The organism is Curtobacterium sp. MCSS17_011, from assembly GCF_003224275.1.
In the GTDB taxonomy this organism is placed as follows: domain Bacteria; phylum Actinomycetota; class Actinomycetes; order Actinomycetales; family Microbacteriaceae; genus Curtobacterium.
In genome coordinates this window covers 21,808-33,984 of sequence record NZ_QKLE01000009.1, presented here as the reverse complement: position 1 = coordinate 33,984, position 12,177 = coordinate 21,808, and the positions used below count along the sequence as shown (strand labels likewise).

The window sequence follows — 12,177 nt, the reverse complement described above, 5'->3', positions numbered from 1 at the left end:
GACCGCGACGATCCGCTCCGGCTTGCGGTCTGTTCGAACGTGTGTTCGAATGACGGCATGCGGTGGAGTGGACAGGCGATCGATGCCGAGCAGAGCGATGCGCTGCCCGGCATGGAATCGAACAGCGGGTTCGTCCGGAGCGTGACGACGCCCGAGTTCGCCGGGGTGACCTTCCACGAGGTCCTGGCGAAGAGCGCCCTGAACCGGGTGCCGAGCGCGGACGGCTCCGGCACCTACGGCTGGACGATCAACCCCTACCGCGGGTGCAGCCACGCCTGCGTGTACTGCTTCGCCCGCCCCACCCACACCTACCTGGAGTTCGACGGCGGTGCCGACTTCGACCAGCAGATCGTGGTGAAGACGAACGTCGCCGGCGTGCTGGGTCGTGAGCTCGGCAAGCCCTCGTGGGACCGCCACCCGGTGGCGCTCGGCACGAACACCGACCCGTACCAGCGGGCCGAGGGGCGCTACCGGTTAATGCCCGGTGTGATCGAGGCGCTGGCGGAGTCGCGCACCCCGTTCAGCATCCTGACGAAGGGCACCTTGCTGCGGCGTGACCTGCCCCTGCTGGTCGAAGCGGCGAAGGTCGTGTCGGTCGACCTCGCGATGTCGATCGCCGTGTACGACGACCCGCTGCAGCAGTCCGTCGAATCCGGCACACCGACGACGTCCGCGCGGCTCGCGACCGTGCGGGCCATCCGCGACGCGGGGCTCGACTGCTCGGTGTTCCTGATGCCCGTGCTGCCGTACATCACCGACACCCGGGCGCACCTCGACGACGCCGTCGGTCGGGCGACCGCGGCCGGCGCGACGAGCATCACCTACTCGGCGCTGCACCTGCGGCCGGGCGTGAAGCCGTGGTGGTTCGAGTGGCTGGGCCGTGAGCGACCCGATCTGGTGCAGCGGTACCGCGCGATGTACCTCGACAACACGTACGCTCCGAAGGACTACCGACGGTGGCTGTCTGAGCGCATCCGGCCGATCCTGGCGGCGCACGGCGTCGGTCTGGGGCGCGTGGACCCGGCCACGGGGTCGATGGGCTTCTCAGGACCGCGAGCGCTGCCGCCGGGCGTGACAGACGGCCCACCGCAGGAGCAGTCGGTGCCGACGGTCTCGCCGCTGAAGCGCGCGGACCCCGGGTTCGACCGGCGCCTGCTCCGGCCCGCGGTGTCGCAGACGCTCTTCTGAGTGACGCCCGCAGCGGACACCGGGCACCGCACGTTCGGGGGACAGCGAGTGTCCGGGTCGGGCCGCTATCATCGTGCGGGTCGCCGCACGCCTCCGGTTTCGGGGTACACGGCCGCTGCTCCAGTGGTTGGATCGTGGACGGCGCCCCCGCCACCCGGAAAGGTCCACCTCGTGCTCGGCATCCCCACGCACCTCGCACCGCGAGTGAACGCGTGGTCGACCGTGCGAGCCTTCCACGCCGGTGCCATCGGGTCCCTGTTGGCCGCGGCCATCACGCTCGTGCTGTACGGCCTGTCCGAGCCCCGGGTGCAGGTCGTCGGCACCGTGCTGGCGGTCGTCCCGATGCTCGCGATGATCGGCGTGCACGTGCAGTTCGGCACCCGGATCTCGGCGATCGCGTTCCTGGTGGTCGGCGGCGTCTGCGCCTGGTGGTTCGCCGTCGGGGTCCAGCAGCAGGTACCGACCGGCTGGGTGACCTCGTACCTGATGTCCCTCGTCGTGATCCCGCTCATCCTGGTCGGGGGAGCCGGTGCGGTGCCCAGCCGGGTCGTGCTGTGGTCCTTCGTGGGCTTCCTGGCCGGACGACTCGCGACGTGGATCGCCATCGTGCAGGCCGACGACACGCCTCGTCCGCTCATCCTGGCCTGGGTCACCCTGGGCTTCGTGGTCGCGCTCGTGCTCTTCACGACCCGCAGCACGGGGCGCAGCGAACGGGTGCAACCCGAACTCCTGCGCTCCGCGCGCGAAGAACACGTGTCCGCCTACCGCGCCGGGGTCGAGGCCGAGGCGTCCGCGATCCTGCATGACACCGTGCTCAACCACCTCGGCGCGATCACCCTCGCGCCGGACGGCCCGATGGACCCCCACCTGGCCGAGACGGTCGACGCCGACGTCGCGGTGCTCACCGGCAAGGGGTGGCTCGCCCCGGCCACCCGTCCGCGCCCCGGAGCCGCGGCCGAGGCGTTCGGGGTCATGGTCGACGAGCACCGGACGCTCGGGCTGGACGTCACCGTCTCCGGGGACACCTCCGCGCTCGAGCGCCTGGACCAGCGTGCACTGTCGGCGGTCGTCCGGGCCGTCGGCCAGTGCCTGGCCAACGTGCGGAAGCACGCGGGCACCGACGCCGCCGAGGTGAGCGTGTTCGACGACAGCGCGTCCTGCACCGTCATGGTCGTCGACGACGGTCGTGGGTTCGACGAGGACGCCACCGGAGCCGACCGGATGGGCCTCCGCGGTTCGGTGCGTGAGCGGATCGGCCGGGTCGGCGGTGACGTCCAGATCTGGTCGTCACCCGGTTCCGGCACGAGCGTCATGATGACCGTGCCGTACGGACCGGTCACCGGCGCGGTCACCGTGCCGGTGGTCGGCGACGACCGGGGGACCGAGCGATGACGGCGGCCCGGCAGCGCGTCGGGTCCGGATCGGGGTCCCGCCGCACCGCGCAGCAGTACGACCCGCTCGGCGCGATGGGGTCGCGGCCCCTGGCCCTCGTGCTCGGGGCCGGCAGCGTCGTCTGGGCCCTGCTCGTGTCGATCTTCGACCGCGACGTCGTGGGCAGCCCCACGCTCAGCGCCCTCACGGTGCTGCTCGTCGCCGCCTCGGCGGTGGTGGTGCTCGCTGCCTCGAGCCCGTTCCGTGCGCCGTTCCCGCGTTCGGCCTTCGTCGCGCACGTCGGGTTGCTCGGCCTGGCGTCGGTCACGAGCGTCGCGGCGCAGTGGGGGCCGGACCGCACTGCCCTGAACGACTTCATGTCCCTGATCACCGCGACCGGCATCGTCATGGTCGCGCCGTACCGCCCGTGGACCGACCTGACGATCGGCGGGGTCGTCCTGGCCGCGGTGAACGCCGTGACCTGGGGTGCGGGGGCAGCGGAGTTCCCGCACGAGGTGCCGGTCGCCGTCGCGGCGTTCCTGGCCGCGGCCCCGACGCTCGTGCTGACCGCCGCGTCCGCGGTGTTCGCCTGGACCTTCGCGGGGCTCGCCGAACGGGTGCAGATCCGTGCCGGGTCGTACTCGGTCGCACGCGCCGAGCGGGACGGCATCGCGGCGAGCGTGCAGCAGGACCGCTCGACGATCCTGTCCCGCGACGTCGCCCCGTTCTTCGCCGAGCTCCGCACGCGCGACGTCATCACCGACACCGACCGAGCGCGCGCTCGCGCGATCGCCGACGGCATCCGGGCGTCCATGGTCGCCGACGCCGACCGTACCTGGTTCGAGCACGCCGTTCGCGTCGACGGCGGCCAGGCGCCGGTGGTCGACGACCCGGACGGTCTCATCGCGACGCTCGACACCGACCAGCGGGCGGTCGTCCGCACCTTCGTCCGTGCGGCCCTCCGCGCCTCGACCGTCGACCCGGCCGGGTTCCGCGCGACGGTGCGACGAGTCGACGCGATGACGGGCCCGGCGGATCAGGCGGCCCAGGCAGCCCCGCCGTCCCCGGCGGCCCGGCCCGCGCAGGCACCCGCACGCGTGTCCGTCGACATGGAGCTGGCCGTCGCAGACTCCGACATCGGCATCCACCGCACGTTCGACCCCTACTTCGCCGTCCTCCGCGTGACGTTCCCCGACCTCGACGTCGCGGTCCGCCCTTCCGCCCTCGCACTAAGGTTCTCCTATGACCAGCACTGACCCGAACAGGCTCTCGGAGGGGTCGCCGTCCCTCCCGAACCCGGGAGCACGACGTGTGCGGCTGGCCATCCTCGACGACCACGAGGTGCTGCTGGACAGCCTGTCGAGCTGGATCGCGGTGAACGCGTTCGACTTCGACCTGGCCCTGACCGCGCACACCTGGCTCGAGATGGTCCACAGTGACAGCTTCCCGACCGACCTGGTGTTCCTCGACTTCCAGCTCAAGGAGCCGGTCTCCATCGAAGCCCGCGTCCGCACCTGCCGCGCGGCCGGCGCGAAGGTCATCGTGCTCTCGAGCGTCGACAGCCGCGAATCCCGCGACCGTGCCCTGGCCGCCGGTGCCGCGGCGTTCCTGTCGAAGTCGCTCCCGATGCGCGAGGTCATGGACGTCGCCCGCGAGATCATGGGCGTCGCCCGCGAGACCCCGCAGCCCCGCGAATGGCGTCCGCTGCCGACGGGTGCCGCCGCGCACCAGCGGCCGAAGCTCAGCGCCGGTGAAGAAGAGGCGCTGCGGCTCTACGTGTCCGGCTACTCGACCAACGAGGTCGCCGCGCAGATGAACGTGCAGTACGAGACCGCCAAGACCTACCTGCGTCGGGTGCGCGAGAAGTACAGCAAGGTGGGCCGCCCCGCCTCGAAGAAGTCCGACCTCATCCGTCGGGCCGCCGAGGACGGGTTCCTCGCGTAGTGGCGAAGCTCTACTTCCGCTACGGCGCGATGAACAGCGGCAAGAGCACGGGGCTGCTGCAGGCCGCGTACAACTACGAGGAGCGCGGGCACCGGGTGCTGCTCGCCAAGCCCGCGGTGGACACCAAGGGTGACCGGGAGATCGTCTCCCGCCTCGGCGTCACCCGGACCGTCGACATCGTGTTCTCGCCGGACGCCGACGTGCGCCAGGCGGTCACCGCCGCCGGTGCCGTCGACCCCGAGTCGGATCGCCTGGACGGCATGGTGCGGCCGGTCAGCTGCGTGCTCGTCGACGAGGCGCAGTTCCTCACCCCGCGGCAGGTCGACGACCTGCTGCGCATCGCGGTGCTCGACGAGATCCCGGTCATCACCTACGGCATCCGCACGGACTTCCGCACCGAGGCGTTCCCCGGCAGCGCACGCCTGCTCGAGGTCGCACACTCCCTCGAAGAGCTGAAGACCATCTGCCGCTGCGGCCGCAAGGCGGTCTTCAATGCCCGCACGGTCGACGGTCGGTTCGTCTTCGACGGCTCCCAGGTCGCGATCGACGGCGTCGACGTCGCCTACGAGTCGCTCTGCGCCAACTGCTACCTGACGGAGTCCGGCGGTCGCCTCGACGGCGCCTGACCCGTCTACCGGGCGGACACGACAGTCGCTCGGTTCGTCGAGCGGTCACGACACCCCGCTCGGGTTCGCCGTGCGGTCACGTCGCGTCGTCGGTGCGCCTGTCGGGCGACCGGACGCGACCGGTCCGCGAGGTGCGCGCGGCACGTCGTGACCGCTCGGCGTCCGAGACGCGACCGAAGGGCGGCCGGGAGGCGCGGTGCGGCCCCGCCACGGGCCTCCAGTCCGCAGCGCAGTGCGTCCAGGGCGGGCCCCATGCGTCCGCCGAGTGGTCGCGAACTGTCGCTGCCGCGACTTCCGGGCGACGCCCGGTGACCGGGCGGCGGCGGGACGACGGCATGTCCTGACCGGTCGACGTCCCGGTTCCAGGTGGAATGCGGATGCACCAGCGCGCGTTGGTGACCACATGACCGACGACACCCTGCACCTGTCCGTCCTCGACCTGGCCACCCGCGAGTACGGCCAGTCCAACACCGAGGCCCTGCAGGGGTCCATCGACATGGCGGTGCGCGCCGAGCAGCTCGGGTACGAGCGCTTCTGGGTCGCCGAGCACCACGGGATGCCGGGCATCACCTCCTCGGCCCCGGCGGTGCTGCTGAGCGCCGTGGGCGCGGCCACCTCGACCATCCGCATCGGGTCCGGTGGCGTCATGCTGCCCAACCACGCGCCCCTCGTCGTCGCCGAGCAGTTCGGCACCCTCCGCGCCCTGTACGGCGACCGAGTCGACCTCGGGCTCGGGCGCGCTCCCGGCACCGACGGTGCGACGGCGATGGCCCTCCGCCGCACGGACCGACTCGACGTCGACGACTTCCCCGACCGCCTGGCGGACCTGATCGGGTTCTTCACCGGGATGGCGGCGGAGAACCCGCTTGCGAGCATCCGCGCCGTACCGGGCTACGGCGACGTGCCGGAGTTCTGGCTGCTCGGGTCATCCGGCTACAGCGCCCAGGTCGCCGGTGCGCTCGGTATCTCGTTCGCATTCGCGCACCACTTCGCCTCGGACAACACCGAGGCCGCACTCGCGCTGTACCGCGACTCGTTCCGTCCGTCGCGCTTCCGGCAGACACCGAACGCGCTGATCGGCGTGCAGGTCGTCGCCGACGAGGACCCCGCCGTCATCGACGAGCAGAGCGCCCCTGGGATGATCTCCTTCATCCGCATGCGCTCCGGCCGGAAGCCCGAGCCGGTCTCGATGGACGAGGCGCGTGCGTACGAGTTCAACGACCTCGAGCGTCGGTTCATCGCGGCCCGCACCGAGCGTCAGGCCTACGGCAACGCCGAGCAGGTGGCGGACAAGATCAACGCGCTCGTGGCGTCCACCGGGGCGAACGGCGTGATCGTCGCTCCGGGTGCTGCGCAGGCGCGGTACCGGCACCAGGCGCTCGACGTCGTGGCCGGGCTGCACGCCGCCGGCAAGCTCGTACCCGCGGGTGCTGCAGCCTCCGTCTAGTTCGCTTGGTGAGCAGGAATGGTCGGGTGTCCGCTGGGCACTCGACCATTGCTGCTCACGAAGTTCCGCGGCGCCTCAGGTGAGCAGGCCCAGGCGCGTGGCGGCGGCGACCGCCCCGACGCGGGAGCCGACGTCGAGCTTCCGGAACACGTTGTAGACGTGGCGCTTCACCGTGCCGATCGCGAGCTGCAGGTCGGCGGCGATCTCGGCGTTGGTGCGTGCGGCGGCGATGAGTCGCAGGACCTCGAGCTCGCGGTCGCTCAACGGTGAGCCGGCACGGGCCTCGGTCACCAGGTCGACGGGGAACGTGACCGGTGCTGCATCGGCGTGGGCGGCCCGGGCGATCCGGTCGACGAGTTCGCGGCTCGGGGTGTCCTTCGTGACGAAGTCGACCGCGCCGGCGTCGAGCAGGGTCCGGCGCAGCACGGCGTCCCGGTGCATCGTGAGCACCACGACCGCGATGTCCGGCCGGGTGCGGCGGACCGTGGCGATCGTCGTCCGCGCCGGCGGGCCGTCCAGTTCGACGTCGAGCAGCAGGACGTCGATGGCGGCGGCCTCGGGGGAGTCGAGCACCTCCGACGGTCGCTCGCCGTGCGCGATCACGCGGATCGTGGGGACCGCGGCCAGGATGGTGGCGAGCCCTTCGCGGAAGAGCCGGTGGTCGTCGACGATGGCGACGTGGGTGACGGTCACAGGGTGCCCCTCGGGATGGTCAGGCGGACGGTGGTGCCGTGGTCTCGGCTGCCGCGGACGCTCTCGACCTCGAGCCGGGCGCCGATCACCGCGGCACGTTCGCGCATGGTCTGCTGCCCGAGGCGGCCGTCGGCGTCGCTCTCCACGTCGAAGCCCGGTCCGTCATCGGCGACCGTCACCACCAGTGCTGCGCGTGACCAGAGGAAGCGCACCGACGTCGTCGATCCGGGAGCGTGCTTGCTGCGGTTCGTGAGCGCCTCGAGCAGGATCGTCAACGCTTCCTCGGCCTGCCAGTTCGGCAGGGAACCGGAGACACCGGTCGACTCGATGGACAGGAGATCATCGTCGGGGAACAGGTCACGCACGTGCCGTCGGAGCGCGTCGTCGAGCAGGGCATCCCCGACCCGGGCGTGCAGGCTCACTGCGAGGTCCTGCACGTCGCCGAGCGCGCTCCGGAGCAACCGCGCTGCGTCATCGAGCTGATCGGCTCGCTCGTCCGCCGGTGGGTCCGTGAGCAGCACCAGGTCGAGTCGCTGCAACCCGGCCAGGATGCCGTGGGCGACGCGGTCGTGCAGGTCCCGCGCGATCTGCGCGCGGGAGTCCAGGTGGGCCGTGGTGAGGCGCTGGCGCAGCGCCTCCGTGTACGCGACCGCCCCGGCCGGGAACCGGCTCCAGATACCGGCGTGCAGGGCCCTGGTGGCCCGCAGGACCTCGGCGGTGGACGCCGCACCGACCTCGTCGACGAAGACCGGCAGGTAGGCGTCGAACAGCATCTCCGCCGCGAGCATGGCGCCGGCCGGGTGCTGGGCGTGCTCGGCGTGCAGACTGCCGGTCGCCAGGTGATCGGGGTCGAGGAACGAGTGACTCACGACGCTGCCGTCGGTCCCCGCGGCGTAGCGCTCGCGGGCCTCGGCGATCATCGACGAGACGTTCTCGGTCAGGCTCTGCGCCAGCGCCGGGTCGTCCGCGATGTCGGGGAACTCGGCGGCGATCGCGGCGAGCACGGTGGCGAGGGGATGGTCGTTCTGCATGGCGCTTGCGAGCGTAGCGGGAGGGGCTGCTCGCGATGGGGCAGGACCGGCTGACTGGGTCGTGCGACCCATCGGGCGGCCGAGATGCACCCGGGGAAAGCAGAAGGCCCTGGTTCCGGAGAACCAGGGCCTTCTTCGTACTGTCTCAACACAGTGTCGGGGTGACAGGATTTGAACCTGCGACCTCCTCGTCCCGAACGAGGCGCGCTACCAAGCTGCGCCACACCCCGCGGTGTGATCGCTCCGTACCGGAGCAACCAGACAATACTATCCGATGATCGGGGATGCTCACGACCATCCGGCGAACTCCCGGGCGCGTCGGCTCAGGAAGCCCGTGCAGTGAGGGTGACCACGACGGCCTCGGGTCGGCAGGCGAACCGGACGGGCGCATAGATCGAGGTGCCGAGGCCCGCGGAGACCTCGAGCCACGACCAGTGGTTGCGGTGCTCCCACTTGTGCAACCCGCTCGCGTACCGGCGAGGGAGGTCGCTGTTCGTGACGAGCGCGCCGACCCCCGGAACCGCCACCTGACCACCGTGGGTGTGTCCGGCGAAGATGATGTCGGCACCCTGCGTCACGAAGGCATCGAGCACGCGACGGTAGGGCGCGTGCGTGACACCGATCGCGACGGGAGCGGGGCCGTCCTCGTCCTCGGACCACGGCACGTCGCTGCGCATCTCGTCGACGTTGGTGGGGAGCAGGTCGAGGCGGTCCCAGTCGCGGTGCGCGTCCGAGGTGCCGAACAGCTCGAACCGGGAGCCGCGGAGTTCGATCGCGTGCGCCTGGTCGTTCAGGTCGAGCCAGCCGAGCGACTCGAAGAACGCCGTCTGTCGGTCGATGTCGAGACCGACGGGCTCCGCGGCCTTGTGCATCCGGCTCGGCCCGGAGAAGTACTTGAGCGGGTTGCGCGGGGAGGGCCCGAAGAAGTCGTTCGACCCGTAGGCGAACACACCGGGCACCCCGCGGAACGGCTCGAGCGCGTACTCCACGGCAGCGTTCGCGGTCGCGTGGCCGAGGTTGTCCCCGGTGTTCACGATGAAGTCCGGTTCGACCAGGCTCAGGTCGCGCAACCACTGCTGCTTGTCGGCCTGCCACGGGGCCATGTGGATGTCGGAGAGGTGCAGGACGGTGACGTCACGGGAGCCCGGCGGGAGCACCGGGACGGTCTCCCACCGGATCCCGAAGCGACGCCGCTCGACGAGCGAGCCCCACGCTGCCGAAGCAGCCCCGACGGCCGCGCCGGCAGCGAGGACACCGAGTGCGGTGCGACCGCGGGTCACTTGCAGTCCTTGGGCGCCTTGCCGTTCTTGTCGCCGTAGAGCTGGATCGTCACGTTGTCGTTCTTGTTCGCCGTCGCGTTGATCGCCGGCTCGACCGCGGCGACCTTGCAGGTCTTGCCGCCGCCGCCCTTGGCGTAGCTGTCGGCGAGGTTGACGTTCGTGAACCCGGCGTCGTTCAGTGCCGAGCGGGCGTCTCCGAGGGAATCGCCGCCGATCTCCGGGACGGTCGCCTGGGTACCGTCGGAGGTGTAGACGGTGACGCTCGAACCCGAGGACAGGAGCGCGCCCGCTGCCGGGGACGTCGAGGTCACGGAACCGGGGTTCCCCGGGCCTGGGCGTGCTCCGCCGTCGACGTACGTGAACCCAGCGCCGGAGATGGCCGCGCGGGCCTCGTCCGCCGTCTTGCCCTGCAGGTTCGGCAGTGCCTTGGCGTTGCCGCGGAGCGCCGAGCTGTTCGGGTCGGTGAACGGGCCCGCCGGGTAGGTCGCGTTGATCGGGGTCATCGCCTGCTTCCAGACATCCGCACGGACACCGGCGTACGTGCCGTTCACCCCGTTGCTGTAGTGACGGAGGTTGTTCAGCTTGCCGTCCGTGTTGCCCTGCCAGTAGGCAGTCGCGACGCGCGAACTCGCGCCCACGAGCCAGATCTGGTTCGCGGTGTCCGTCGTGCCGGTCTTCGCGAAGAGCTGCGTGCCGTCCGGGGTCTGGGCTCCGCGCGCAGTCCCGCTCGTGATCGTGCCCTTCATCGCGTAGACGGCTGCGTGCGCGACCTCGGGGTCGATCGCCTGCTTGCAGTCCTTCGTCTGGCCGCCGAGCTTCTTGCCGGACGGCGAGGTGATCTCGTCGATGGCGATCGGCTTGCAGTAGATGCCGTTGTTGGACACTGCTGCGTACGCGGCGGCCATCGTCATGGGTGCGATGTCGTTCGTCCCGAGGACTGCCGACGGGTTGTACTGCAGCTCGCCCCCGTCCGCGCGGTGCACACCGAGTGATTCGGCGGTGTCCCGGATGTCACAGAGGTCGAGCTTCTGCGCCATGTTGAGGAATGCCAGGTTGATCGATCCGGCAGTCGCTGCTGCGACCGTGTAGTTGCCGCTCTCACCCGGGCTGTCGTTCTTCGGGTTGTAGTCGCCCGCGTAGACGGGCTGCCCACACGCGGTCCAGCCGGTCGACATGTTCCGCGGCGCGCCACTCACCACCTCGTTGAGACCATGACCGGCCTGCAGCCACGCGAGCAGTGTGAAGAGCTTGTACGTCGAGCCCGTCTGGAATCCGCCGGAGTTGCCGTACTTGTAGTCGACGCTGTAGTTGATGCTCGTCGACGTCGGCGCGGACTTGAGTGACTGGTCGTAGTCCTTGTTCTGCGCCATCGTGATGATGCGTCCCGAACCGGCCTCGATGGAGTTGAGCGTCGCGCCGAGGGCGAGGTTCGTCTCGGCCTTGTTGTCGTACGTGTTGACGAGGCGCTTCTGCTCGGCGTTCAGGTCGATGTTCAGCGACGTCTGGATCTTGTAGCCGCCGTTCCGCCACGCGGTGTCACGTGCCTTCTGCGACGACCCGAGCTGCGACATCTCCTTGACGATCTTGACCGCGTAGTCGCAGAAGAACTGCGAGCCGTCGCCGACCGAGGCGCGGCAGCCCTGCGAGGGCTGCGTCAGGTGCACGTAGTCCGCCGGCTTCGACTGGCGGGCGGAGCGGTACTCGGCCTCGGTGAGGTTCTTCTGGGCGTACATCGAACGGAGCACGACGTTGCGTCGGGCGACGTTGGCGTCGTACTTCTTCGGGCTCGACAGGTTGCGCGCCTCGGGGTACTGCACGATCGCGATGAGCGACGCGGCCTCGGCCGGGGTCAGGTCGGTCGCGCTCTTGTTGTAGTAGTGCTGCGCCGCGGCCTGGACGCCGTAGGTCTGGTCGCCGAAGTAGGCGATGTTCAGGTAGGCGGTGAGGATCTCCTTCTTGGAGTACTTCTTCGCCAGCCCGATCGCGAGCTTCATCTCCTCGAGCTTGCGGGGGATGGTCTGCTCGACGGCCTCGTTGTAGGCCTTGACCTGCTCCTTCTTGGTGGGGAGCTCGAGGGCCTGCTGCATCTTGATGTTGCGAACGAGCTGCATGGTCAGCGTCGACCCACCGCCGGACTCACCGAGGCCGCCCGCGATGCTGCCCACACCGGCACGGATGAGCGAGGTCATGTCGACCCCGCCGTGGTCGTAGAAGCGCTTGTCCTCGCCGTCGATCGCGGCGTTCTTCAGCTGGTCACTGATCTGGTCGAACTTCAGCTCTTCGCGGTTCTGGTCGTAGACCGTCGCGAAGTGCACGGACTTGCCGCCCGAGTACGCGTACAGCTCGTTGCGCTGCGGCAGGTCACCGATCTCGATGTACTCCGGCAGGGACTCGAACACGCCGATCGTGGACGTCGTCGTGACACCGGCGACGGCGATGGCCGGCGTGACGCCGATCGTGACGAGCAGGCCGGCGAGGGCACTGAACCCGACGAATCCGATGAAGGCGCCGACTGCTGAGACGGGCTTGGTCCGCGATGCAGACGTCTTCTGGGCAGACATAGGATGCAGCCTAAACGACACCCCCGACTGAAAGGC

Annotated in this window: 10 protein-coding genes and 1 tRNA gene; 6 read left to right on the top strand and 5 right to left on the bottom strand. The window is 70.3% G+C overall.

The window, feature by feature from the left end:
- Positions 1 to 57: 57 nt before the first annotated feature.
- From DEJ17_RS08490 to DEJ17_RS08465, 6 genes are all read left to right on the top strand, one after another.
- Positions 58 to 1,188, top strand: a complete 1,131-nt coding sequence (locus DEJ17_RS08490; protein ID WP_110892999.1) for an Rv2578c family radical SAM protein — start codon at positions 58 to 60, stop codon at positions 1,186 to 1,188.
- A 171-nt stretch (positions 1,189 to 1,359) separates the two neighbouring features.
- Entirely contained in the window at positions 1,360 to 2,580 is a 1,221-nt protein-coding gene (locus DEJ17_RS08485) for a sensor histidine kinase (protein ID WP_110892997.1), read from the top strand.
- The gene (locus DEJ17_RS08480; RefSeq protein ID WP_110892995.1) at positions 2,577 to 3,815 is read left to right on the top strand and encodes a hypothetical protein; all 1,239 of its coding nucleotides are present in this window, start codon (positions 2,577 to 2,579) and stop codon (positions 3,813 to 3,815) included. Before DEJ17_RS08485 ends, DEJ17_RS08480 begins: the two co-directional genes overlap by 4 nt.
- Positions 3,802 to 4,503 (top strand): response regulator transcription factor, encoded by a 702-nt coding sequence (locus DEJ17_RS08475; protein WP_035808846.1) that lies wholly within the window; start codon positions 3,802 to 3,804, stop codon positions 4,501 to 4,503. The genes DEJ17_RS08480 and DEJ17_RS08475 overlap by 14 nt, the downstream gene beginning before the upstream one ends.
- Positions 4,503 to 5,129, top strand: a complete 627-nt coding sequence (locus DEJ17_RS08470) for a thymidine kinase (RefSeq protein ID WP_071247330.1) — start codon at positions 4,503 to 4,505, stop codon at positions 5,127 to 5,129. Before DEJ17_RS08475 ends, DEJ17_RS08470 begins: the two co-directional genes overlap by 1 nt.
- Before the next feature lie 403 nt (positions 5,130 to 5,532).
- Positions 5,533 to 6,576, top strand: coding sequence for an LLM class flavin-dependent oxidoreductase (locus DEJ17_RS08465; RefSeq protein ID WP_110892993.1), 1,044 nt, complete (start codon positions 5,533 to 5,535; stop codon positions 6,574 to 6,576).
- Positions 6,577 to 6,651: 75 nt separating this feature from the next.
- On the opposite strand, the gene DEJ17_RS08460 is transcribed toward DEJ17_RS08465, so the two are convergent.
- From DEJ17_RS08460 to DEJ17_RS08440, 5 genes are all read right to left on the bottom strand, one after another.
- Positions 6,652 to 7,269: a response regulator gene (locus DEJ17_RS08460; RefSeq protein ID WP_110892991.1), complete on the bottom strand. Its 618-nt coding sequence runs from the start codon at positions 7,267 to 7,269 to the stop codon at positions 6,652 to 6,654.
- Positions 7,266 to 8,300 carry a sensor histidine kinase gene (locus tag DEJ17_RS08455; RefSeq protein WP_181421110.1) on the bottom strand — a complete coding sequence of 345 codons (1,035 nt, stop codon included), beginning with the start codon at positions 8,298 to 8,300 and terminating at the stop codon, positions 7,266 to 7,268. Before DEJ17_RS08455 ends, DEJ17_RS08460 begins: the two co-directional genes overlap by 4 nt.
- A 156-nt stretch (positions 8,301 to 8,456) precedes the next feature.
- Positions 8,457 to 8,530, bottom strand: a tRNA-Pro gene (locus tag DEJ17_RS08450).
- A 93-nt stretch (positions 8,531 to 8,623) separates the two neighbouring features.
- Positions 8,624 to 9,580, bottom strand: coding sequence for a metallophosphoesterase (locus DEJ17_RS08445; protein ID WP_071405008.1), 957 nt, complete (start codon positions 9,578 to 9,580; stop codon positions 8,624 to 8,626).
- On the bottom strand, positions 9,577 to 12,141 hold the full coding sequence (locus DEJ17_RS08440; protein ID WP_110892987.1) for a transglycosylase domain-containing protein: 2,565 nt from the start codon (positions 12,139 to 12,141) through the stop codon (positions 9,577 to 9,579). The genes DEJ17_RS08445 and DEJ17_RS08440 overlap by 4 nt, the downstream gene beginning before the upstream one ends.
- Positions 12,142 to 12,177 lie beyond the last annotated feature (36 nt).

Bases quoted from the DNA above. Each gene is read 5' to 3' on its own strand.
- DEJ17_RS08490 (WP_110892999.1), top strand. From the start codon at position 58: ATGCGGTGGAGTGGACAGGCGATCGATGCCGAGCAGAGCGATGCGCTG.
- DEJ17_RS08480 (WP_110892995.1), top strand. From the start codon at position 2,577: ATGACGGCGGCCCGGCAGCGCGTCGGGTCCGGATCGGGGTCCCGCCGC.
- DEJ17_RS08475 (WP_035808846.1), top strand. From the start codon at position 3,802: ATGACCAGCACTGACCCGAACAGGCTCTCGGAGGGGTCGCCGTCCCTC.
- DEJ17_RS08465 (WP_110892993.1), top strand. From the start codon at position 5,533: ATGACCGACGACACCCTGCACCTGTCCGTCCTCGACCTGGCCACCCGC.
- DEJ17_RS08455 (WP_181421110.1), bottom strand. From the start codon at position 8,300: ATGCAGAACGACCATCCCCTCGCCACCGTGCTCGCCGCGATCGCCGCC.
- DEJ17_RS08440 (WP_110892987.1), bottom strand. From the start codon at position 12,141: ATGTCTGCCCAGAAGACGTCTGCATCGCGGACCAAGCCCGTCTCAGCA.